Here is a 22647-nt window from a genome sequence, read left to right as displayed (position 1 = left end):
TGGTTTTACATCGCTGGGTTAATCAGGACAGTTCCGCCACCTCGTTGCGCCCATACCGCCGCTGCGCATACGACGCTCCGGCAATCATCACCACCAGCACCGCCGCCAATACCGCCGATGATCCAATGGTGCCGAAATCCAATCCGCCCTTTTCATGGGGCTTGGTCAGGAAGTCGCCCAGGGTTGCACCAAACGGCCGGGTCAACACAAACGCCACCCAGAACAACAACACCGACGAGATTTGGGTGAAGTACTTGAGCGCCACCACCGCAGCGATGGTCGAGCCAATCAACAAGGCACCACCGGCGAAGCCGAGACCCGAATCATCCGCCAGGAAGTCGCCCAATGCGGTGCCCAGTGTGTTGGAGAACAGGATCGCCATCCAATAGAACAACTCACCCCGGAAGGTCTGCACCTTGTTCACGTTCAGCGAGTCACCGCTGAGGTGCCACAGCGCAAAAATGATCATCAGGATCACAATCAGGATCATCGACCCAGTGGCGTAACCCAGCCCCAGGGTACGGTCCATGAAGTCGGACATCGTGGTACCCGCAGTGCTGGTGGACAAAATCACGATCCAGTACAGCACCGGGTTGTAGGTTTTGGACCAGAGTTGCGTCACCAGGGTGACCAGGAACACGCTGATCAAAATCATCGAACTGATCGCATAACCGACATTCAGGGTCATCGACAACAAGTCCCCGGCGGTTTCGCCCAAGGTGGTTGCGCAGATTTTCATGACCCAGAACGCCAGGGTGATCTGAGGAAGTTTATTCATAAGGTAGAAGGCTCCGAAGCTCAGTCTTTCGATGGCCGACTTATAGGGGTGTCGACCTTGTGCGCAGACTGAACGGGCCGCTGTGAAAAATAGGTGGGCGATGAATGAAAATTCCATGGCTTGATGGAAATTCGCTGCCACGGGTTGCACTATGACCGCCTCCCAGAATTGCGTAGCAGGAACCCCGGCTCATGTCTGACGATATCCATTTCTACGAACCCGCCAACGGCCACGGCCTGCCACATGACCCGTTCAACGCCATCGTTGGTCCACGGCCAATCGGCTGGATCTCGTCGCACGACAGCGCAGGCCGCCTGAACCTGGCGCCCTACAGCTTCTTCAATGCGTTCAACTACATTCCGCCGATCATTGGGTTTTCCAGTGTCGGGCGCAAAGACAGCCTGAACAATATCGAACAGACCGGCGAGTTCGTGTGGAACCTGGCTACCCGCCCGCTGGCCGAGCAGATGAACCAGAGTTGCGCGGCGGTCTCGCCGGAGGTGAATGAGTTCGAGTTGTCCGGCCTGACGCCGGTGGCCTCGAAAATCATCGCCGTGCCACGGGTGGGCGAAAGCCCGGTGTCATTCGAATGCAAGGTGACGCAGATTATCCAGCTGCAACGCGCCGACAAAGGGTTGGTGCCGAGCTGGCTGGTGCTGGGCGAGGTGGTCGCGGTGCACATTGCCAAGTGGCTGCTCAAGGATGGCATCTACGACACCGCCGCCGCCGAGCCGATCCTGCGTGGCGGTGGCCCGGCAGACTACTTCCAGCTGGGACCGGATGCGCTGTTCAAGATGTATCGCCCAGGCGCCAGCAAACCCTGACTGAAATACAACAAAAATGTGGGAGGGGGCGTGCCCCCGATGGCAATGGCACATTCAACATCTTTGTTGACTGACACACTGCTATCGGGGGCAAGCCCCCTCCCACATTAGATTGTCGGCGTTGTTCAGATGGCGGCGCTCGCCCAGGTCAGCTGCCCCTCTTCATCCACACCGATCAACCGCTCAAGCTGCACAGTGGCTGCATCATCGGCGTCGGAGGCTGTCTTGAACGTCTGTCCATCCAGGATCTTGTGAAACTTCGGTGCCCCCATACCATCCAGTGCCTTGACGGCGACGGCGGCGCTGTAGCCCCCTTCACCCGGTACTACGGCGGATACGGCTTCGTGGTGGGCAAATTGTTTACGTGCCATGTTGCAGGTCCTGGCCAATGGAAAGGCGGCCATTCTAAACCTGTTCACCCAGCGAGTTGCAGGTACTCGCCATAGGCGTTAGTGGCGGATGCGTCGGTGAAGGTTTGGAAATCCATGCTGCGCACCACCATGTCGTTCAACAGCTCGGTAAAGATCATCAGGGCCGGCGAGCTGAAGTAAGCACTCATCGCCTGCTCGCTGCTCCAGAAACCCGAGACCAACCACACATCGGGATCGACCTGGGAATGCTGCAACGAGAATTGCAGACAACCCTGAGCCTGGCGACCCGGTTCGATCAAACTGCTCAAGCGTGCACCGAGTTCGGTGCTGCACCCGGTGCGGGCGCGGATAAAGGCCATATGGCTCGCGGGAATGGGGGTGGACATGTTCGACTCTCCCGTTGAGAAGTGATGCTCGGCAAACACGGTGAGGGTGTGCTGCCACAGGATCAAAGATAACGGCGCGCAGGTAGGCGCGGTTAGTCGATTCCTGCCGGCTTATTGCACAATCCTGCGAGAAGCGTAAACCGGGTACTCGGCCCACTGGTTTTGCGCCATGCACAAACGCAGTATTTCAGGGAGATGACAGGCCTCACGCTTGCCTGATTGGCGATATGCCGCAGGATCAGGCAAGGATTGTGCAGAATCGACCTAACACTATTTGAAAAGCCGACGCTAAGCTGACCCCATCAAAGCCGCCTGCAGAGGACGCTTCATGTCGTCGCCCGAATATCAGTCCATTCCTCTCGATGCCGAGATGGAAAAGCAGCGTGCCGAACTGGCCAGTATCGTGCACAGGCATACTTGGGAAGATGGCTCCTACGGTACCGCGATCACGTCGCTCTACCTGAACCGCCACAACACGCCACGCGACTTTATGCCGGTGCTGGTGGAACCCGCGCTGTGCATCCTTGCCAACGGCAGCAAGGAAGTGCGCCTGGCGGATGAAATCTTTGCCTACGACCCGCTCAATTACCTGGTGTTCTCGGTGGCGATGCCGGTGGCCGGGCGGATCATCGACGCCACGCCCGACGATCCGAACCTGTCGGTGCGGATCAATATCGACCCGGCGCAGCTCACCGCCCTGATCGCTGAAGCCGGCCCCATGGGCGTACCCACACGCCCGACATCACGCGGCATGTACGTGGACCGGATTGACAACCAATTGCTCGACGCGGTGCTGCGCCTGGCGCGCTTGCTGGATACGCCCAAAGACATCGCCATGCTGGCCCCACTGATCAACCGGGAAATTCTTTACCGCTTGCTACGTGGGCCGCAGGGTTATCGCCTGTATGAAATTGCCGTAGCCAACAGCCAGAGCCATCGGGTGAGCCAAGCGATCAAGTGGCTCAATGGCAACTACGAACAACCGCTGCGCATTGATGATCTGGCCAAGGAAGTGAACCTGAGCGTTTCCACCTTGCACCACCGCTTCAAGGCAATCACCGCCATGAGCCCCTTGCAGTACCAGAAGCAGTTGCGCTTGCAGGAAGCACGCAGATTGATGATTGCCGAAGGGCTGGAAGCATCAGCGGCGGGGTATCGGGTGGGGTATGAAAGCCCGTCGCAGTTCAGTCGGGAATACAGCCGATTGTTTGGGGCGCCGCCGCTGCGGGATCTGGCCCGCCTGCGCCAAAGCATCTGACCGAATGAAGATCAAAGTGTGGGAGGGGGCTTGCTCCCGATAGCGGTGGGTCTGCTTTAGATACCTGACTGAGACACTGCCATCGGGGGCAAGCCCCCTCTCACATGGGTCCGCGAGCATTCAATCCAGGGTGCGCGGTAGTTGCAGGGTCACCCGTAAGCCCCCCTCCCGCAAATTCTGCAAACTCACTTCACCGCCATGGCTGTGGGCAATATTGCGCGCAATCCCCAGGCCCAACCCATAGCCCTGCTGCTGCCCGGACAGGCGGAAGTGCGGCTCGAATACCTGTTCCAAACGCTGCTCCGGCACGCCGGGACCTTCATCGTCGACGTGCAGGACAAACTGCGCACCATCATCCTCGATATGCAAATGCGCGTTCTGCCCGTACTTCAACGCGTTATCGATCAGGTTGCCGATACACCGCTTGAGCGCCAGCGGCTTGCCCGGATAGGTCGCCAATGCAGCGCCATCCAGGGTCACACGGCCGTTACCGTTTGGCGCCACATAAGGCTCTACCAAGCATTCGAGCACATGGTTGAGGTCGACCGGCTGGATGTTCTCGTGGATATCGGTGTCTTTCACACATTGCAGCGCGCCCTTCACCAGCAACTCCAATTCATCCAGGTCACGGCCGAATTTGGTTTGCAGGTTTTCGTCTTCGAGCAGTTCCACACGCAGACGCAGGCGGGTGATCGGTGTGCGCAGGTCGTGGGAAATCGCGCTGAACAGTTGGCTGCGCTCGGTCAAATAGCGGCTGATGCGCTCGCGCATGGCATTAAACGCGCGGCCCACTTCCACCACTTCACTGCCGCCGCCTTCGGCCACCGGCTCCACATCGGCGCCGAGAGACATGTCTCGCGCCGCCCGCGCCAAGCGCTTGAGGGGGCGGCTTTGCCAGTGCACCAGCAGGCCAATGAACAACAGCAGAAAACCGCTGGTCAACACGATAAACCACACCTGCTGGGACGGTAGGCCCTGTTCTTCAAGGCTGGTGTAGGGCTCAGGCAGCAACGAGGCGATGTACAGCCATTCGCCGGGGGCGAGTTGGATCTGGGTCACCAGCACCGGCGGGTTTACCGGTTCCAGGGTCAGCGCGTAATGGGCCCAAGAGCGCGGCAACTCATCGAGCTTGAGGCCGGCGTTGAAGATGCGCAGGTCTTCGGCGCTGACGAATTCCACCGAGATGTGCACGTCGGCGCCCAGGGTCTGGCGCAGCACTTCGTCCACGGCCACCAGCACCGCCTGCTTGCGTGGGGTTTCGGGCAATACCTGCATGTCCAGCGGACGGTCATTAAGAGTGACTACAAACCGGGTGCCGCCCATGCTACGCAATTGGTCGAGAACCAGCGGACGATAGGCCACCGGCAACGAACGGAAGTAACTCACACTGGCGGTCATCGAATGGGCCAGGCTGCGAGCGCTGGTGACCAGGCCCTCAAGCTGGGTAGCACGCAACTGCGAAACCCAAATCACGCTGGACAACGCCTGGGCGAACAACACCGCAAGCAAGGTCAGCAGCAGCATGCGCCCCAGCAGCGAGCGCGGTACCGGGAAACGACGCCGGCGTTCGGTCACCGGCTCAGTGGACATTGCCGGCAACCACGCTGGCTGCCAGTTGATAACCGCTGCCACGTACGGTGCGGATCAGCCTCGGGGGCTTTTCGGTGTCGCGCAGGCGTTGGCGCAGGCGGCTGACCGCCATGTCGACGATGCGGTCCAGCGGCATCAGGTCGCGGCCACGGGTGGCGTTGCCGATAGTGTCGCGATCGAGAATTTGTTGCGGATGGTCGAGAAACAACTTGAGCAGTGCGAAGTCGGCACCGGAGAGAATCACTTCCTCGCCGTCCACGTGGAACAGCCGATGGCTGATCATGTCCAGGCGCCATTCATCGAACACCAGCACATCGCCACTCCCACTGCGCTCCTGGCCAAACTGGCAGCGCCGCAACAGAGCCTTGATCCGCGCCTGCAACTCGCGAGGGCTGAACGGCTTGCCGATATAGTCATCGGCGCCCAGTTCCAGGCCGATCACGCGGTCGGCTTCGTCAGAACTGGCGGTGAGCATAATGATCGGCACCTGCGCCTGACGCGGGTGCTGGCGGATCCAACGGCAGAGGCTGAAGCCATCTTCGTCCGGCAGCATCACATCGAGGATGACCAGGTCGCACGGTGCCTCGTTCATCGCCTGGCGGAACCCCGCGCCATCCGGCACGCCACGCACCTGGAAACCGGCGCGACTGAGGTAGGTTTGCAGCAATTCGCGGATTTCCTGGTCGTCGTCGACGAGGAGAATCGATTTACTGATTACGCTCACGGGGTCCTCCTTGTTGTTATGGGGTGTTCTTGATGGCCTCATCGGGGGCAGGTCACTGCCTAAGCAAATGCCTGCTCTAACGCCACACCCGCCCCGGTCAACCCGGAATACGGCGCGGTCACCAACCACACCGGAATACCTTTGAAGTAGTCGCTCATGCAGCCTTTGTCGCTGAAACTCTTGGCAAAGCCGCTGTTGATGAAAAAGTCGGCAAACCGCGGAATCACCCCACCCACGATATACACACCACCGCGTCCACCGGTGGTCAGCACATTGTTGCCCGCCACTCGGCCCAGCCAGACGCTGAACTGCTCCAACACCTCCATCGCCACCGGGTCGCCGGCCAAGCCTGCAGCCGTGATGGCTTCGGGCGTGTCGAGCACAGGCGCGTGACCGTCCACCGCACAAATCGCGCGGTACAGACGCGGCAAGCCGCCACCGCTCAACGCCGTTTCAGCGCTGACGTGGCCAATCTCGTTGTAAATGTGTTGCCACAACTGGGTTTCCCGAGGGCTGCTCAGGGGCAGGTCGACGTGGCCGCCCTCCCCCGGCAACGCCGCGTAACGACCTGCGCCGAGGTCCAACAGTGTGCCGACGCCCAGGCCAGTGCCAGGCCCGATCACCACCGCCGGGCGCAACGGCTCCGGCGTGCCCTCACAAACCACGCGAAATTCGTCGGGTTGCAGGCGGGTCATCCCCAGGGCCATGGCGGAGAAGTCATTGACCAGCAGCAGTTCATCCACCTGCAAGGTCTTGCAGAACGCCGTCTTGCTCAGGCGCCAGTGATTGTTGGTGAATTTGAATTCATCGCCACTCACCGGCCCGGCCACCGACAGGCACACCGCGCCGATGTCCCCGATTTCCAGGCCCTCTTCCTTCAGATAGACCTTGATCGCCTCTTCAGGGGTTGGGTAATCCGCCGTGGCATGCACGCGAATCGAATGCAGTGCCGAATCCCGCCACACTGCAAAACGGGCGTTGGTACCCCCGATATCACCGACCAGCGCTAACTTCACTTAAGCGTCTCCAAGGCAGAGGTAAAGGCGCTGGCGCCCTGCTCTGCGGAGCTTGCGGCCAAGCGCATAAATCCAAACAGCTCGCGGCCGGCCCCCACGTTATTGCCCAGAAGGCCCGTGGCAGGCGTGCGCGCTGCAAATTCTTCGGCGTCCACCTTAAGCTCCAAGGTGCCGGTAACGCCATCCACACGAATGATATCGCCATCGCGCACTCGCGCCAGCGGCCCGCCGCTCTGGGCTTCGGGGTTGACGTGAATCGCGGCGGGAATCTTACCCGACGCGCCGGACATACGCCCGTCTGTCACCAATGCCACCTTGAAACCACGGTCCTGCAGCACACCCAGGAACGGCGTCATCTTGTGCAGCTCGGGCATGCCGTTGGAGCGCGGGCCCTGGAAGCGCATCACCGCGACGAAATCTTTTTCCAACTGACCAGCCTTGAACGCATCGGCCAGATCCTGCTGATCCTGGAACACCACCGCCGGCGCTTCGACGATCTGGTGCTCTGGGGCTACAGCAGAGACTTTCATCACACCGCGGCCGAGGTTGCCTTCCATCACGCGCAGACCACCTTCCGGCGAGAACGCACGGGCCACGGGGCGCAGAATAGTTTCGTCGAGGCTTTCGATAGGACCGTCACGCCAAACCAGCTCGCCGTCGACCAGGAACGGTTCCTGGATGTATCGGCTCAGGCCCTTGCCGGCCACGGTGTTGACGTCTTCGTGGAGCAGGCCGGCTTCCAGCAGCTCACGGATCAGGAACGACATGCCGCCCGCCGCCTGGAAGTGATTGATATCGGCCTTGCCGTTTGGATACACGTGGGACAGGGTCGGCACCACCTCGGAGAGGTCAGCCATATCGTCCCAGGTGAGGATGATGCCTGCCGACATGGCGATGGCCGGCATGTGCAGGGTGTGGTTGGTGGACCCGCCGGTCGCGTTGAGGGCGACGATGGAGTTGACGATGGATTTCTCGTCGACGATCTCGCCGATCGGCGTGAAGTTGCCGTTGGCCTTGGTCAGGCGCGTAACCTGATGCGCGGCTTCACGGGTCAGCGCGTCACGCAGCGGCGTGTACGGGTTGACGAATGAGGCGCCCGGCAAGTGCAGGCCCATCACTTCCATCAGCAATTGATTGGTGTTGGCAGTGCCGTAGAAGGTGCAGGTGCCGGGGCTGTGGTAGGACTTCATCTCCGATTCCAGCAGCTCTTCGCGAGTGGCCTTGCCTTCGGCGTAGCGCTGGCGCACGTCGGCTTTCTGCTTGTTGGAGATACCCGACGGCATTGGGCCGCCCGGTACGAAGATCATCGGCAGGTGACCGTAGCGCAGCGCGCCCATCATCAGGCCGGGGACGATCTTGTCGCAGATGCCCAGCATCAGTGCGGCGTCGAACATGTTGTGGGACAGCGCCACCGCCGTGGACATGGCAATGACTTCACGGCTGAGCAGGCTCAGCTCCATACCCGGCTCGCCCTGGGTCACGCCGTCGCACATTGCAGGCGTACCACCAGCGAACTGGCCGACCGAGCCGACTTCACGCAGAGCTTTCTTTATTTGTTCAGGGAAATGTTCGTACGGCTGGTGCGCCGACAGCATGTCGTTATATGAGGAAACAATTGCCACGTTGGCGGCATTCATCATGCGCAGGCTGTTTTTGTCTTCGGTGCCGCAACCGGCCACGCCGTGGGCAAAGTTGGCGCATTGCAGCTTGCCGCGCATCGGACCGTCGCTGGCGGCGCCGCGAATGAGCGCAAGGTAAGCCTCGCGGGTGGCGCGGCTGCGGGCGATAAGCCGTTCGGTGACCTCAAGAACGCGGGGATGCATGTGTAGAACTCCAGGCTAACGGATGTGGCGACCTGAGTGTCTATGCTGATCAAACGCCCGCAGCTCATGGGATGGCAGGGTGTCGTTTGAATCATCGGACCAGTTGATTCAGGTCACTCGTTGTAGATTGAACAAAATATTGCCACTAAAAAGGCTTGTTTTCTATTTTTATGCGAATAATCTTGTAATTCTTACAACAAATCGACGACAGGCACTCTCCAATGACTCTTCGTATCGCAATCAATGGTTTTGGCCGTATTGGCCGTAATGTCCTGCGCGCACTGTATACCCAAGGCTACCGCCAGGATTTGCAGATCGTCGCCATCAACGATCTGGGCGACAGCTCGATCAATGCCCACCTGCTCAAATACGACACCGTACATGGCACATTCGACGCAGAGGTCGCCCACGATCAGGAAAGCCTGACCGTCAACGGTGACCGGATTGCCGTGAGTGCCATTCGCAACCCGGCTGACCTGCCATGGGCTGCACACAAGATTGACGTGGTATTCGAATGCACCGGTCTGTTCACCGACCGTGACAAGGCCGCCGCCCATATTACCGCCGGCGCGCGCAAGGTGATCATCTCGGCACCGGCCAAAGGCGCGGACGCCACTGTGGTGTATGGCGTGAACCACGACATTCTGCGTCAGTCCCACCAGATCATCTCCAACGCCTCGTGCACCACCAACTGCCTGGCGCCGGTCGCCCAGGTGCTGCACCGCGAGCTGGGCATCGAGAGTGGCCTGATGACCACCATCCACGCCTACACCAACGACCAGAACCTGACCGACGTCTACCACACCGACCCGTACCGCGCGCGCTCCGCCACCCAGAACATGATCCCAAGCAAGACCGGCGCTGCCGAAGCGGTGGGCCTGGTGCTGCCGGAACTGGCGGGCAAGCTGACCGGCATGGCCGTGCGCGTGCCGGTGATCAACGTGTCCTTGGTAGACCTCACCGTAACGCTGAAGAAAGAAGCCACTGCCGAAGAGGTCAACGCGCTGCTCAAGGAAGCCAGCCAGCACTCGAAGATCCTCGGTTACAACACCCTTCCGCTGGTTTCCAGTGACTTCAACCACAACCCGCTGTCGTCGATCTTCGACGCCAATCACACCAAGGTCAGCGGCAAGTTGCTCAAAGTATTGGCCTGGTACGACAACGAGTGGGGCTTCTCCAACCGTATGCTGGATAACTGCCTGGCGCTGTGTAACGCCGAATAAAGCGATCCTTTGGGAGGGGCGATTCGACTTGCTCCCGATGGCGGTGTATCAGTCAGGAATGTGTTGACTGACACACCGCTATCGGGGGCAAGCCCCCTCCCACATTGTTCTAAGTAGGCCCAGAGAAATAGCCACTTGCCATTTGAGTTGATGATAAGCATTATCATTTGCTGCAAATCGGTCTGGTATCACTGTGAGCCAATCTCGCTTCAACCAAGTCTTTCTCACCCAACGGGTGATTCTGCTACGCACCTTGCAGCGGATGGTGAATAACCACAGCACCGCCGAGGACCTGCTGCAGGAAACCTACCTGCGCGTCACACGGGCCCTCAGCGAGCGGCCGATCGATCACCTTGAACCCTTCGTTTATCAAACCGCACGTAACCTCGCGCTGGATCACCTGCGCTCACGCAGAATCCAGGCCCGCACGCTGCAGGAAGATGTCCCGCTGGACATCCTGCAAAGCGTCGCCGCCCCTATCAGCACCCCCGAAGATGCGACTCAGGCCGAGCAACTGCTTGAACACCTGAGCGTCAGCCTGGGCCAATTGAGCGCCCGCCAGCAGCAGATTTTCATCCTCAGCCGCCTGCACGGGTGCAGCTATCAGGAGATTGCCGATCAGTTGGACGTGTCCCTGAGCACGGTGCAAAAGGAACTGAAATTGATCATGGCCATCTGCGTAGGTGTGGCCGACCGGCTGGATCGGCCTTAAGCTGCACGCGACAGAAATGTCGACCCGAGCTGTAGGAATAATGAATAGAACGTGGCGAAGACCCGAGGAACACCGTGACGGACCCCAATAAACTGCGCCCTCATGAGCTGGCTTATGAGGTGCTGCAAGACACGGCTATGGACCAGGCCCTGGATTGGCTGATTGCCTTGCAGTGCCCGCAAGCTGGGCAGCAGGCCGAGTTTGAAGCCTGGCTGGCCCGCGACCCGGCCCACGTCAACGCCTTCGCCAAGGCCCGGGCAGCCTGGGGTGGCGCGCCGGTTCACAGCGCCGCGGTGGCCCTGGCCGCGCCGCGCAAGCCCAGCGCCTGGCGCCGAATGAAACCCCATTGGAAACCGCTCGCCACCGCCGCCGTGTTGCTGATCGGGCTGTTCAGCTTCAGCAACCTGCCGGTGCGCCTGCAGGCCGACCACCTCACCGTGGTGGGCGAACGACAACGTCTGCAATTGGACGACGGCTCGAAAGTATTGCTGAACACCAACTCGGCGTTCTCCAGCAGCATCAAGGACCACCAGCGCATCGCCCGCCTGTACCAGGGCGAGGCTTTTTTCGAAGTTGTGCCCAACCATGGCCAGCCCCTGGAAATCGACGCCGGCCCGGTACGCGCCAGCGTGCGCGACACCGCCTTCGCCGTGCGCTACCTCAATGGCGAGGCCCAGGTGCAAGTGCAGCGCGGTGATGTCGACCTGAGCAACACTTTCGACGATGCCCGCGTACGCCTGCGCGCCGGCGAAAGTATCCGCATCGGCCCCAAAGGCTTCGGCCAACCGGCCAAGCTGGACGCCAATAAGGACCTGGCCTGGGTGCAAGGCCGGCTGATTTTTGAAAACTGCCCGATGAGCGAAGTGCTCGCCGAGTTGCGCCGCTATTACCCCGGCTGGATCGTCAACACCAACGACCAACTCGCCAGCGTCGCGGTCACCGGCAATTACCGACTCGATCAACCCCTGGACGTCGTGCGCTCACTGGCGCACATCACCTCTGCCAAGCTCTCGGAATACCCGGCGCTGGTCATCCTGAACTAAATGAGAATTATTTTTACTCGATAACCTTCGGCGGTACGTCTCGTCTTAGCCAATGCAACTGATTCCTATTTGATTCGGTTCGCAACTATAAGATTCGTCCCCCGGAGCGCTTTCGATGTCCTCTCGTTTCAACCGCCGGTCTTCTTCGCCCGTCCTGTCCTTGTTGACTGCCGCCATCCTGCTGGCCGGCGCGCCGGCCATGGCCGCCACCGCTGCCGAACCGGTTTCGCGCAGCCAGGGCAACTACGCCTTCAGCATCGAACAGCAGCCGCTGGTCTCGGCGCTCAACGCCTTTACCGCCGTGACCGGCTGGCAAGTCGGCCTGCCCGCAGAGCTGGGCCAGGGCGTGTCGTCTCCTGGCGCACGCGGCCCGTTGTCGCCAGAAAAAGCGTTGGACCGGCTGTTGGTGGGGACCAACCTGAGCTACCGCAAACTGGGCAATAACAACATCGTGCTGGAAAAGCGCGCAGCGGGTAGCACCCTCAACCTGCAACAGGTAACCATCAGCGCAACCCGTAACGCGCAGGATGTGAACAGCGTGCCGAGCACCGTCAGCGTGCATGAACGTGAGGAACTGGACCGCCAGAACGTCAACAACATCCGGGAACTGGTGCGCTACGAGCCCGGCGTCTCGGTGGGCGGCGCTGGTACACGAGCAGGTAATGCCGGCTTCAACATTCGCGGCATCGATGGCGACCGTATCCTTACTCAAGTGGACGGTGTGGAAGTGCCGGGCAACTTCTTCAACGGCCCCTACGCTAAGACTCGCCGCAACTACGTCGACCCGGAAATCGTAAAGCGCGTGGAAATCCTGCGCGGGCCGGCGTCGGCCCTCTACGGCAGCAGCGCCATCGGCGGCGCCGTCAGTTACTTCACCCTCGACCCGGTTGACATCATCAAGCCAGGCCAAGACTTCGGCGCCCGCCTGAAGACCGGCTACAGCTCCGCCGACGAAAGTTGGCTGACCTCTGGCACCTTCGCCGGCCGCGTTCAAGACTTCGACGGTTTGCTGCACCTGAGCCAGCGCAACGGTCACGAAACTGAGTCCTACGACGGCAACAACGCCACCGGCCTGGATCGCACAGGCGCCAACCCGGAAGAAGCGCGCACCACTAACATCCTGGCGAAGCTCGGCTGGAACTATGGCGATGACAACCGCCTGGGTCTGACGTACGAGAAGTACAAGGATGATCGCGACGTCAACCTGAAGAACGCGGTGGGCGGCCCGTTCATCGGCGGCCGAGGCTTCAACCTCTACCGTGATCGTCGTGGTAACGACACCATCACCCGTGAACGTTTCGGCCTGGAAAACAGCTTCGCCCTTGAGTCGCCGATTGCCGACCGCATCAAGACCAGCGTCAATTACCAGATCGCCAAGACCGACCAGACCACCGCCGAAATCTATCAATCCGGTCGTCGCGTCCTGCGCACACGCGACACGCTCTACCAGGAAAAACAGTGGGTTTTCGATGCACAGTTGGACAAAGCGTTCAGCCTCGGTGAAACCGATCACCAAGTGACCTACGGCACCACCCTCAAGCAGCAGAAAGTCACCGGCTCGCGCGAGGGCAGCGCCACCTGCGTGGCCGTCGGCAGCGGTTGCACCGCCATCGGCGCGCCCAGCCCGATGGCCTCCGATAGCGTGAAGAAGGCCAGCGACTTCCCCGACCCGACCATCAACACCTATTCGCTGTTCGCACAGGACCAGATCACTTGGGACAAATGGACCTTCCTCCCCGCCGTGCGCTATGACTACACCCAGCTCAAACCCAAGCTGACCCAGGCATTCCTCAACACCGTCAACCCGACAGGTGCGGAAACGGTGAGCGACAAGAAGAAAACCTGGCACCGCGTGACGCCCAAGTTTGGCCTGACCTACGCGCTGACGGACCAATACACCTGGTTCGGCCAATACGCCGAAGGTTTCCGCACGCCGTCCGCCAAGTCGCTGTACGGCCGCTTTGAAAACTTGAACCTAGGCTACACCGTCGAACCCAATCCGGACCTCAAGCCGGAGACCAGCAAAGGCATCGAAACCGGGATTCGCGGCAAGTTCGACGAGGGTTCCTTCGAGGTGGCGGTGTTCTATAACAAATACCGCGACTTTATCGACGAAGACAACGTCGTGGTCGGCGGCACTGCCGAGCAGTTCCAAGCCGTCAATATCAAGCGCGCCAGCGTCAAGGGCGCCGAAGCCAAGGGCCGCCTGAACCTGGATGCATTCGGTGCCCCACAAGGCCTATACACCCAGGGTGCGGTCTCCTATGCCTACGGTCGCAACGACCAAAACGGCGAACCGCTGAACAGCGTCAACCCGCTCAAGGGCGTGTTCGGCCTGGGCTACGACCAGGACAATTACGGCGGCCTGCTGAGCTGGACCCTGGTGAAGAAGCAGAATCGCGTAGACAGCTCCACCTTCCACGCGCCGGACGGCGACACCAGCGGCCCATTCAAAACCCCAGGCTTCGGCGTTGTCGACCTGACCGCCTACTACAAAGTCACCAGCGATGTGACCATCAACGGCGGCCTCTACAACCTCACCGACAAGAAGTACTGGAACTGGGATGACGTACGCAGCTACGACAGCGTCGGCGAAGCCGCGGTAACCGGCCCGGCCAACCTCGACCGCCTGACCCAGCCCGGCCGCAACTTTGCGATTAACGTGATCTGGGATATCTGACCAAGCCCCTCTCACCTCGTCGAAATTTCAACGACGAGGTGAGGATTTTTTACTGTGCCGCGTCTTCTTGTTCGTCTAGTTGATAACCGCTCTCTTTCGGGCACCAAGGCGCTCCCCTTCTCAAGGACTTTTTCATGACCGCTTCTCCTAACGCAGAACGTCCAAGCCTGCGCTCCCAGCGCCTGAACCAGATCACCAACGAGCCGCACACCAAGCTGGATGCACTGGTAAAGGCCCATGCCCCGTTCGAAACCCAGGCCAACTTTGCCCGGTTCGTGGTGGCGCAGTACCTGTTCCAGTCGGAACTGGTGGCCCTGTACAACGACGCCGAACTGATCAAGATCGTGCCTGACCTCGCCGCACGCTGCCGCGCCGAAGCCGCCAAGCTGGACCTCGCCGACCTGGACACCGAAGTGCCGGCTGCGGTGGCCGGTGCAGTGAGCAACCCGAGCAAAGCCGAAGCCCTCGGCTGGCTGTTCGTCTCGGAAGGCTCCAAGTTGGGCGCCGCGTTCCTGATCAAGCGCGCCGTAGGCCTCGGCTTGAGCGAAACCTTTGGGGCCCGCCACTTGGGTGAGCCAGCCGGCGGTCGTGCCGAAGGCTGGAAGAGCTTCACCCGCACCCTCGACGGCCTGCAATTCAGCCCCGAGGAAGAGGCCGCAGTAGAAAAAGGCGCGGTGGATGCGTTTGTGCGCTTCACCGTGTTGCTGGAACAGGCGTACGCTAGCGCGCCTGAACTGGCCTGATCCCGCAAATTGAAATGCAACCCAATGTGGGAGGGGGCTTGCCCCCGATAGCGGTGCATCAGCCAACAAATAGGTAACTGACCCACCGCCATCGGGGACAAGCCCCCTCCCACATTTTGATCGCATTTAAGTTCGGACTTTTTTGTAAACCTTCCCCAAGAAAAGCTTCACCATGACCGGCAAAACCCAATCCACCTCGAAAATCGCACAGATCCTGTTTGGCCTGCTGGCCTATGTCAGCCTGGGCATCGGGCTGGTGGCGATTGTGATACCCGGTTTGCCCACCACCGAGTTCATCCTGCTGGCCGCCTGGGCCGCGACCAAAAGCTCGCCACGCCTCAGCGCCTGGCTGGAAAACCACCGCCTGTTTGGGCCGATCCTGTTCAACTGGCGCAACGGCAAGATCATCGCGCGCCGGGCCAAAGTCAGCGCCACCGTGAGCATGCTGTTGTGCGCGATCCTGATGCTGGTGATGCTCGACCATGGCTGGCCCATCTACCTGGCGATTGCCGGGATGAGCCTGGGCAATCTGTGGATCTGGTCACGCCCCGAACGGCTCGCACAGCCCGTATAACCCTACCTGTAGGCGTTTTCCTACCGCCCATCGCCTTCTGCTCATGAAAGCCCCTACCGCGCCGATGCTCCGGATATAGCGCTGAATGGACTTGGCCGTGCTGTGCATTCCAACAAGACCATTCGTGAGTGAACCTATGTTCGACACCCTCTCTATCCGCTTGAAAATCGTGCTGCTGTCCGGCCTTTGCCTGCTGGGGGTGATTACGCTGATCGTGAGCATCAATCTGTACGAAACGGACCAGAACGACCATCTGATCAGCGATTCAAGTTCACGCATGCTCACCAGCAGCGTGCAAAGCCTGTTGCAGGCAAGGGCCGCTGAACAAGCGGTGCAGTTGCAGAAAACCTTCGGCGAGAATCTAACCGCGGTCACCGCCCTGGCCGACCAAGTCAAAGACTTGCGCAACCTCGCCGCCAAACGTGCTCTGGAGCCCGCAGCCCTTCGCGAAGAACTCAATCAGAGCCTGAAAACCGCCTTTGAACGCAACAACAAGGTGCTCGGAATCTGGCTGTCGTTCGAGCCCGATGGCTTGGACGGTAAGGACAGCGAATTCATCAACGACAAGGCCCGCGTCTCCAATGAAAAAGGCCGCTTTTCCAGCTACTGGAGCCGTGCCGGGGGTGAAGGCCTGAACACCATCATGGTCGAGGAAGACCTGACCAAGACCACCCCCAACCTAAACGGCACACCCTACAACATCTGGTACACCTGCCCACGTGACACCCGCAGCACCTGCCTCTTGGATCCGTACGAAGACACTGTGGCCGGCAAACCGGTATTGATGACCACCATTTCCCAACCGCTGCTGGTGGATGGAAAAGTGATTGGTGTGGTGGGTGTGGACATTGCGCTCAACAGCCTGCAAACCCTGGCTGATGCGGCCCAAAAGACGCTGTTCGATGGCGCCGCGCACCTGGAGGTTATCTCCAGCACCGGTCTGATTGCCGCCTACAGCGGCGAGCCTGCGCGGGTCGGCAAAAATCTGATCGATACGCTGGGCGCCGAGGGCAATGAGATCGTGCAACTGCTGGCCAATGACAGCCACGTCAATCTTGAGCAGGGCGATACGATTCGTGCGGTCTACGCAGTCAAGCCGATCGTCGATGCCAAAGCCTGGGGGGTGGTGATTAAACTGCCCAAACACGTGATGCTGGCCGACACCGTAAAACTGCAGGAGGTCCTCGACAAAGCCCAGGCGACCGGCACCCTCAAGGCCTTGCTGGTGGGCGCTGCCGCCGGGCTCCTGGGTTTGCTGCTGATCTGGCTGACCGCCACCGGCGTAACCCGCCCGATCAACAGCGTGGCCGCGATGCTCAAGGACATCGCCAGCGGCGACGGCGACCTCACCCAACGCTTGGCCTACAGTAAAAAGGATGAACTGGGCGAACTGGTGAACTGGTTCAATCGCTTCCTCGACAAGCTGCAACCGACTATCGCCCAGATCAAGCAAAGCATCACCGAGGCCCGCGGCACGGCGGACCAGTCCTCGGCCATCGCCCGCCAGACCAGCGAAGGCATGCAGGTGCAGTTCCGTGAAATCGACCAAGTGGCCACGGCGTCCAACGAAATGAGCGCCACCGCCCATGACGTCGCCAACAGCGCCTCGAATGCCGCCAGCGCGGCACGCGGTGCCGATCAGTCGGCGCGCGAAGGCATGCAGATCATTGAAAAGAGTACGCGGGACATCACGATCCTCGCCGAAGAAGTCAGCAGGGCCGTGGGCGAAGTCGAAGCCCTGGCAGTCAACAGCGAGCAAATCGGTTCGGTGCTGGAAGTGATCCGCAGCATTGCCGAACAGACCAACCTGCTGGCGCTGAACGCGGCGATTGAAGCGGCACGCGCGGGCGAAAGCGGCCGCGGCTTTGCGGTGGTGGCCGACGAAGTCCGTAACTTGGCCAAGCGCACCCAGGATTCCGTGGAGGAGATCCGCCTGGTGATCGAACGCATCCAGAGCGGCACCCGTGGCGTGGTCGCGACGATGCACTCAAGCCAAAGCCAGGCCCAGAGCAATGCCGGGCAGATCCATCAGGCCGTGCAGGCCTTGGGCAAGATCAGCGACGCCGTGACGGTGATCAGCGACATGAACCTGCAAATCGCCAGCGCCGCCGAACAACAGAGCGCGGTAGCCGAAGAGGTCAACCGTAACGTCTCGGCGATCCGCACCGTGACCGAAACCCTCACCGGCCAGGCCACCGAATCGGCGGCTATCAGCAGCCAACTCAATGCGTTGGCCAGCCAGCAGATGAAACTCATGGATCAGTTCAAGGTTTAAGAAACACCACAGGTGAAATGTGGGAGGGGGCCTGCCCCCGATAGCAGTGTGTCATTCAGCAGATTCATTGACTGAGACACCGCTATCGGGGGCAAGCCCCCTCCCACATTTTGATCGCGTACTGCTTAGAGACCCGTCCAAGCCTGCACAAACGCCGCCACATCTTCCTTCGGCGCCGTACGCGGCGGGTTCTGCGGGGTACCCAAATAGAGGAAGCCAATCACTTCCTCATCCGCCGTCAGCCCCAGGCCTTTGGCAACGTGGGCCGAGTAGGACAACTCACCCGTACGCCACACCGCACCAATCCCTTGGGCATAGGCCGCCAACAGAATGCCGTGGGCCGCACAGGCCGCCGCCAGCAGTTGCTCAGACTTGGGTACCTTGAAGTGCTCCTGCAAACGGGCGATCACCACCACCACCAGCGGTGCGCGCAATGGGCCGTTCTGGGCCTTGTCGATGGCGGCTTGCGGGGCGTCGGCGTCTTGCAGGCGTGCAGCCTCGGCCAGCAGCGTCCCCATCTGCTCACGGGCGGCGCCTTCTACGGTGAGGAAACGCCAAGGGCGCAATTGACCGTGGTCGGGTGCACGCATAGCAGCGGCGAACAGCACGTCGCGCTGCTCCTGGGTCGGTGCCGGCTCCAGCAAACGCGGCACGGAAACACGGTTGAGCAAAGCGTCGAGAGCCTGCATTGGCCACCTCCAGAAAAAATGTGCGGTCATTCTAGCGGGAATAAACCGGCGACCACCAAACGATAATTGCTCTTATTCATTCCCCCCGGCCCTGTTAGACTTTGCGACCATATTTTTCACGCTCGTTCAGGAAACTCGATGTTCCGTTCGCTTCTTCGTCTGTCCGTCGTATGCATGGCCTTGGGCCTGACTGCGTGCGATGACGCCCCCAGGTTCACCAAGGCCGAGCCGGGTGAATCGCGGGCAGGCGGCGCGACGACGGTGAATAAGCGCGACCAGAACGCGTTTTCCCTGCCGTCGGCCAACTTGTCGCCGACGCGCCGCTTGGACTTCAGCGTCGGCAACAGTTTCTTTCGCAGTCCTTGGGTGATCGCGCCGTCCACCACCACCGCCCGTGATGGCCTGGGACCGTTGTTCAACACCAACGCTTGCCAGAACTGCCACATCAAGGACGGCCGTGGCCACCCGCCGTTGCCCGACGCAGCCAATGCGGTCTCGATGCTGGTGCGCCTGTCGATCGCCCTGCCAACTCAGGATCAGCAACCCTACGCCAAACTCATCGAGCAAGCAGGCGTGGTGCCAGAGCCGACATACGGCGGGCAATTGCAGGACATGGCCGTGCCCGGCGTCACTCCGGAAGGCAAAGTGCGGGTCGACTACACATCGGTCAACGTCACCTTCAAGGACGGCACCGTCGTCGAACTGCGCAAGCCGGACCTGCAGATCACCCAACTCGGCTACGGCCCAATGCACCCCGACACCCGTTTTTCGGCGCGCATCGCCCCGCCGATGATCGGCCTTGGCCTGCTTGAAGCCATCAGCGACGCGGACATCCTGCGCAATACCGACCCCAAAACCGCCGATAAAGAAGCCATCGTCGGCCGGGCCAATCAGGTGTGGGATGACGCCCAGCAAAAAACCGTGCTCGGGCGTTTTGGCTGGAAAGCCGGACAACCCAACCTCAATCAACAAAATGTTCACGCGTTTTCTGGTGATATGGGCCTCACTACGTCCCTGAGACCCTTCGATGACTGCACCGACGCCCAACTGGCCTGCAAACAGGCGCCCAACGGCAATGGCGCCGATGGCGAGCCGGAAGTCAGCGATAACATTCTGCGCCTGGTGCTGTTCTACACCCGTAACCTTGCCGTGCCCGTGCGCCGCCAGGTCAACGATCCGCAAGTCCTGGCCGGGAAAAACCTGTTCTTCCAGGCAGGTTGCCAGGGGTGCCACAAGCCGACGTTCACCACCTCAGCCAATGCCGCCGAGCCTGAATTGGCCAACCAAGTGATCCGTCCCTATAGCGATTTGCTGTTGCACGACATGGGCGATGGCCTGGCCGACAACCGCAGCGAATTCAAGGCCGGTGGCCGCGACTGGCGCACGCCGCCGTTGTGGGGCATTGGCCTGACACACACCGTAAGTGGCCATACCCAGTTTCTGCATGACGGCCGCGCCCGCAACCTGCTGGAAGCCGTGCTCTGGCATGGCGGTGAGGCACAAGCGGCGCAGCAGCATGTGTTGTCCTTTAATGCCGAACAGCGCGCTGCGTTGCTGGCGTTCCTGAATTCTTTATAAGCTTCGCCCCACTTACAGAAGGGAGCTCGACATGTTCCGTCCCAAGTTGTTGTTCACCAGCCTGGCCGCCCTCGCCCTGGGCGCCTGCTCGCCACAAGACCCGCAAGCCGTGACCTCTGCTGCGATCGCCAAACAAGTGATCCTGCCGACCTACAGCCGCTGGGTCGAAGCCGACCGTCAGTTGGCCGTCAGCGCCCTCGCCTACTGCCAGGGCAAGGAAAGCCTGGACACCGCCCGCGCCGACTTCATCCATGCGCAAAAAGCCTGGGCCGAGTTGCAACCGCTGCTGATCGGCCCGCTGGCCGAGGGCAACCGTGCATGGCAAATACAGTTCTGGCCGGACAAGAAAAACCTGGTCGGGCGCCAGGTCGAGCAATTGGTCACCAGCCAGCCGCAGATCGACGGCGCCGCCCTGGCCAAGTCCAGCGTAGTCGTGCAAGGCCTGTCGGCCTACGAATACATCCTCTACGACGCCAAGACCGACATCGCCGACGATGCGAACAAAGCCCGTTATTGCCCACTGTTGGTGGCCATCGGCGAGCGTCAGAAAACCCTGGCCGAAGAGATCCTAGCCAGCTGGAACAGCACCGATGGCATGCTCGCGCAGATGACCAAGTTTCCGAACCAGCGCTACGCCGATTCCCACGAAGCCATCGCCGACCTGCTGCGCGTCCAAGTGACCGCCCTGGACAGCCTGAAGAAAAAACTCGGCACGCCCATGGGCCGCCAGACCAAGGGCATCCCGCAGCCGTTCCAGGCCGACGCGTGGCGCAGCCAGTCGTCCCTGCAAAGCTTGGAGGCCAGCCTTGCTGCCGCCCAGACCGTATGGGTCGGCGTCGACAACAAAGGCCTGCGTGGCCTGCTGCCGTCGGATCAGAAACCATTGGCCGACAAAATCGACGCCGCCTACGCCGCGTCCCTGAAACTGTTCGCCAGCAACCAGCGCACCCTCAACGAACTGTTGAACGATGACGCCGGTCGCCAGCAACTCAACGACATCTATGACAGCCTCAACGTCGTCCACCGCCTGCACGAAGGCGAACTGGCCAAGGCGCTGGGCATCCAACTGGGCTTTAACGCCAACGACGGTGACTGATGATGCTCAGGCGACAGGCTTTGGCGGTTGGCAGCGTACTGCTCAGCGCACTCACACTGGGTGGTTGGACGTTGTTCAAGCAGAAAGACAAGGGTCCGCTGCTGCTGTCGGCGCGCGATGATGCAGACGGCAAGCACTACGCCGTGGGCTATCACTTGGACGGCAAGCAAGTGTTTGCCACTCAGGTCGGCCAGCGCTGCCACGACATCATCAACCACCCGACACTGCCGATTGCGCTGTTCGTCGCCCGTCGCCCGGGCACCGAAAGTTACCTGATCGACCTGCGTGATGGCGCGCTGCTGCAAACCATCACCTCGAACACCAATCGCCACTTCTACGGCCATGCGGTGATTCACAAGAGCGGCGACTGGCTGTACGCCACCGAGAACGATACGTCAGACCCCGGCCGTGGCTTGCTCGGTGTGTATAAGTTCGAAGGCGAGCGGCTGGTGCACAGCGGCGAACTTTCCACCCACGGCATTGGCCCGCACCAGGTGTCGTGGATGCCCGACGGCGAGACGTTGATCGTGGCCAATGGCGGCATTCGCACCGAAGCCGAAAGCCGCGTGGAGATGAACCTCAATGCCATGGAGCCGAGCCTGGTGTTGATGCAGCGCGACGGCACGCTCATCAGCAAGGAAACCCTGGCTCAGCAGATGAACAGCGTGCGCCATATGGGCATCGCCAGCGATGGCACCATCCTTACCGGGCAGCAGTTCATGGGGCCGTCCCAGGAGCGTTCCGAGTTGCTGGCGATCAAGCGTCCGGGGCAACCGTTCGTGGCGTTTCCAGTGGCAGACGAGCAATTGCAGGCCATGGGGCATTACACCGCCAGCGTCGCGGTGCACAGCGAGTTGCGCCTGGTGGCATTGACGGCGCCACGTGGCAATCGCTTCTTTATCTGGGACATGGACAGCGGCGAACTGCGTCTTGATGGTCCGTTACCCGATTGCGCAGGGGTCGGTGCAGTAGAGGATGGATTTGTCGTCACCTCCGGCCAAGGCCGTTGCCGCTACTACGATTGCCGCCAGAAACAGTTGGTCGCCAAACCGCTGGAATTACCAGCAGGGCTCTGGGACAACCATCTCCACCTGATCTGACATCCCCCTGTAGTCGCCCGATTTGCCGGCAATGGTGTACTTCAAATCGCCGCAGGGCTTGAAGGCGCCATCGCCGGCAAGTCGGGCTATTACAGGGCCGTTGACCTGTCAAAAATACCGTCTGGAATCCCCACTACACTCGGAGTAATGTTTCGAGCTTGTCT

The 22647-nt window shown here is 60.7% G+C and carries 20 protein-coding genes and 1 pseudogene; 13 read left to right on the top strand and 8 right to left on the bottom strand.

Going from position 1 to position 22647, the window contains the following annotated elements; all coding sequences use genetic code 11:
• Positions 1-22 precede the first annotated feature (22 nt).
• On the bottom strand, positions 23-778 hold the full coding sequence (locus tag BW43_RS03620; protein WP_032890866.1) for a membrane protein: 756 nt from the start codon (positions 776-778) through the stop codon (positions 23-25).
• A 191-nt stretch (positions 779-969) separates the two neighbouring features.
• On the opposite strand from BW43_RS03620, the gene BW43_RS03625 reads away from it, so the two are divergent.
• Positions 970-1602, top strand: coding sequence for a flavin reductase family protein (locus tag BW43_RS03625; protein ID WP_032890865.1), 633 nt, complete (start codon positions 970-972; stop codon positions 1600-1602).
• Positions 1603-1727: 125 nt separating this feature from the next.
• Here BW43_RS03625 and BW43_RS03630 read toward each other — a convergent pair whose 3' ends face one another.
• Both BW43_RS03630 and BW43_RS03635 read right to left on the bottom strand, forming a co-directional pair.
• Positions 1728-1973, bottom strand: a complete 246-nt coding sequence (locus tag BW43_RS03630; protein WP_032890864.1) for a hypothetical protein — start codon at positions 1971-1973, stop codon at positions 1728-1730.
• A gap of 44 nt (positions 1974-2017) precedes the next feature.
• The gene (locus BW43_RS03635; RefSeq protein ID WP_032890863.1) at positions 2018-2359 is read right to left on the bottom strand and encodes an antibiotic biosynthesis monooxygenase family protein; all 342 of its coding nucleotides are present in this window, start codon (positions 2357-2359) and stop codon (positions 2018-2020) included.
• Between the two features lie 328 nt (positions 2360-2687).
• Between BW43_RS03635 and BW43_RS03640 the strand changes: the two genes are divergently transcribed.
• Positions 2688-3617, top strand: coding sequence for an AraC family transcriptional regulator (locus BW43_RS03640; protein WP_032890862.1), 930 nt, complete (start codon positions 2688-2690; stop codon positions 3615-3617).
• Positions 3618-3737: 120 nt separating this feature from the next.
• Here BW43_RS03640 and BW43_RS03645 read toward each other — a convergent pair whose 3' ends face one another.
• From BW43_RS03645 to edd, 4 genes are read right to left on the bottom strand one after another with little or no spacing between them, the layout of a single operon-like run.
• On the bottom strand, positions 3738-5207 hold the full coding sequence (locus BW43_RS03645) for an ATP-binding protein (RefSeq protein WP_032890861.1): 1470 nt from the start codon (positions 5205-5207) through the stop codon (positions 3738-3740).
• Positions 5197-5973, bottom strand: coding sequence for a response regulator transcription factor (locus BW43_RS03650; protein WP_185168276.1), 777 nt, complete (start codon positions 5971-5973; stop codon positions 5197-5199). Before BW43_RS03650 ends, BW43_RS03645 begins: the two co-directional genes overlap by 11 nt.
• Before the next feature lie 17 nt (positions 5974-5990).
• Positions 5991-6947, bottom strand: coding sequence for a glucokinase (locus BW43_RS03655; protein WP_032890859.1), 957 nt, complete (start codon positions 6945-6947; stop codon positions 5991-5993).
• Positions 6944-8770, bottom strand: coding sequence for a phosphogluconate dehydratase (gene edd, locus BW43_RS03660; RefSeq protein ID WP_032890858.1), 1827 nt, complete (start codon positions 8768-8770; stop codon positions 6944-6946). Before edd ends, BW43_RS03655 begins: the two co-directional genes overlap by 4 nt.
• 221 nt (positions 8771-8991) lie before the next feature.
• On the opposite strand from edd, the gene gap reads away from it, so the two are divergent.
• The 8 genes and pseudogenes from gap (at position 8992) to BW43_RS29660 (ending at position 18020) form a co-directional block, all read left to right on the top strand.
• Positions 8992-9993, top strand: coding sequence for a type I glyceraldehyde-3-phosphate dehydrogenase (gene gap / locus BW43_RS03665; protein ID WP_032890857.1), 1002 nt, complete (start codon positions 8992-8994; stop codon positions 9991-9993).
• Positions 9994-10186: 193 nt separating this feature from the next.
• On the top strand, positions 10187-10705 hold the full coding sequence (locus tag BW43_RS03670; protein ID WP_032890856.1) for an RNA polymerase sigma factor: 519 nt from the start codon (positions 10187-10189) through the stop codon (positions 10703-10705).
• A 74-nt stretch (positions 10706-10779) separates the two neighbouring features.
• On the top strand, positions 10780-11748 hold the full coding sequence (locus BW43_RS03675) for a FecR domain-containing protein (protein ID WP_032890855.1): 969 nt from the start codon (positions 10780-10782) through the stop codon (positions 11746-11748).
• Between the two features lie 115 nt (positions 11749-11863).
• Positions 11864-14428, top strand: a complete 2565-nt coding sequence (locus tag BW43_RS03680; protein WP_032890854.1) for a TonB-dependent receptor — start codon at positions 11864-11866, stop codon at positions 14426-14428.
• Positions 14429-14562: 134 nt separating this feature from the next.
• Complete coding sequence (locus BW43_RS03685) at positions 14563-15171, top strand: biliverdin-producing heme oxygenase (protein ID WP_032890853.1); 609 nt, start codon at positions 14563-14565, stop codon at positions 15169-15171.
• A gap of 172 nt (positions 15172-15343) precedes the next feature.
• Positions 15344-15745, top strand: a complete 402-nt coding sequence (locus BW43_RS03690) for a YbaN family protein (protein WP_032890851.1) — start codon at positions 15344-15346, stop codon at positions 15743-15745.
• 85 nt (positions 15746-15830) lie between these two features.
• Positions 15831-17162: pseudogene (locus BW43_RS29665) on the top strand (HAMP domain-containing protein); the annotation flags it as partial.
• 102 nt (positions 17163-17264) lie between these two features.
• The gene (locus BW43_RS29660) at positions 17265-18020 is read left to right on the top strand and encodes a methyl-accepting chemotaxis protein (protein ID WP_371260757.1); all 756 of its coding nucleotides are present in this window, start codon (positions 17265-17267) and stop codon (positions 18018-18020) included.
• Positions 18021-18145: 125 nt separating this feature from the next.
• Here BW43_RS29660 and BW43_RS03700 read toward each other — a convergent pair whose 3' ends face one another.
• On the bottom strand, positions 18146-18709 hold the full coding sequence (locus BW43_RS03700; RefSeq protein WP_032890847.1) for an NAD(P)H nitroreductase: 564 nt from the start codon (positions 18707-18709) through the stop codon (positions 18146-18148).
• A gap of 138 nt (positions 18710-18847) precedes the next feature.
• On the opposite strand from BW43_RS03700, the gene BW43_RS03705 reads away from it, so the two are divergent.
• From BW43_RS03705 to BW43_RS03715, 3 genes are read left to right on the top strand one after another with little or no spacing between them, the layout of a single operon-like run.
• Entirely contained in the window at positions 18848-20287 is a 1440-nt protein-coding gene (locus tag BW43_RS03705) for a di-heme oxidoredictase family protein (protein ID WP_032890845.1), read from the top strand.
• A 31-nt stretch (positions 20288-20318) separates the two neighbouring features.
• Positions 20319-21383 carry an imelysin family protein gene (locus BW43_RS03710; protein WP_032890843.1) on the top strand — a complete coding sequence of 355 codons (1065 nt, stop codon included), beginning with the start codon at positions 20319-20321 and terminating at the stop codon, positions 21381-21383.
• 2 nt (positions 21384-21385) lie between these two features.
• Positions 21386-22483 (top strand): DUF1513 domain-containing protein, encoded by a 1098-nt coding sequence (locus BW43_RS03715; protein WP_032891083.1) that lies wholly within the window; start codon positions 21386-21388, stop codon positions 22481-22483.
• Positions 22484-22647: the final 164 nt, after the last annotated feature.

This window comes from Pseudomonas sp. RIT357 (assembly GCF_000632245.1).
Classification (GTDB): Bacteria; Pseudomonadota; Gammaproteobacteria; order Pseudomonadales; family Pseudomonadaceae; genus Aquipseudomonas; species Aquipseudomonas sivasensis.
This window is presented reverse-complemented; position numbering and strand designations above follow the sequence as displayed.

Excerpts from the sequence above, each read along its gene's own strand:
- BW43_RS03635 (WP_032890863.1), bottom strand. The coding sequence starts at position 2,359 with ATGTCCACCCCCATTCCCGCGAGCCATATGGCCTTTATCCGCGCCCGC.
- BW43_RS29660 (WP_371260757.1), top strand. The coding sequence starts at position 17,265 with ATGCAGGTGCAGTTCCGTGAAATCGACCAAGTGGCCACGGCGTCCAAC.
- BW43_RS03685 (WP_032890853.1), top strand. The coding sequence starts at position 14,563 with ATGACCGCTTCTCCTAACGCAGAACGTCCAAGCCTGCGCTCCCAGCGC.
- BW43_RS03650 (WP_185168276.1), bottom strand. The coding sequence starts at position 5,973 with ATGAGGCCATCAAGAACACCCCATAACAACAAGGAGGACCCCGTGAGC.
- BW43_RS03620 (WP_032890866.1), bottom strand. The coding sequence starts at position 778 with ATGAATAAACTTCCTCAGATCACCCTGGCGTTCTGGGTCATGAAAATC.
- BW43_RS03640 (WP_032890862.1), top strand. The coding sequence starts at position 2,688 with ATGTCGTCGCCCGAATATCAGTCCATTCCTCTCGATGCCGAGATGGAA.
- BW43_RS03680 (WP_032890854.1), top strand. The coding sequence starts at position 11,864 with ATGTCCTCTCGTTTCAACCGCCGGTCTTCTTCGCCCGTCCTGTCCTTG.
- BW43_RS03630 (WP_032890864.1), bottom strand. The coding sequence starts at position 1,973 with ATGGCACGTAAACAATTTGCCCACCACGAAGCCGTATCCGCCGTAGTA.
- BW43_RS03700 (WP_032890847.1), bottom strand. The coding sequence starts at position 18,709 with ATGCAGGCTCTCGACGCTTTGCTCAACCGTGTTTCCGTGCCGCGTTTG.
- edd (WP_032890858.1), bottom strand. The coding sequence starts at position 8,770 with ATGCATCCCCGCGTTCTTGAGGTCACCGAACGGCTTATCGCCCGCAGC.
- gap (WP_032890857.1), top strand. The coding sequence starts at position 8,992 with ATGACTCTTCGTATCGCAATCAATGGTTTTGGCCGTATTGGCCGTAAT.
- BW43_RS03710 (WP_032890843.1), top strand. The coding sequence starts at position 20,319 with ATGTTCCGTCCCAAGTTGTTGTTCACCAGCCTGGCCGCCCTCGCCCTG.
- BW43_RS03705 (WP_032890845.1), top strand. The coding sequence starts at position 18,848 with ATGTTCCGTTCGCTTCTTCGTCTGTCCGTCGTATGCATGGCCTTGGGC.
- BW43_RS03625 (WP_032890865.1), top strand. The coding sequence starts at position 970 with ATGTCTGACGATATCCATTTCTACGAACCCGCCAACGGCCACGGCCTG.
- BW43_RS03715 (WP_032891083.1), top strand. The coding sequence starts at position 21,386 with ATGCTCAGGCGACAGGCTTTGGCGGTTGGCAGCGTACTGCTCAGCGCA.
- BW43_RS03690 (WP_032890851.1), top strand. The coding sequence starts at position 15,344 with ATGACCGGCAAAACCCAATCCACCTCGAAAATCGCACAGATCCTGTTT.
- BW43_RS03645 (WP_032890861.1), bottom strand. The coding sequence starts at position 5,207 with ATGTCCACTGAGCCGGTGACCGAACGCCGGCGTCGTTTCCCGGTACCG.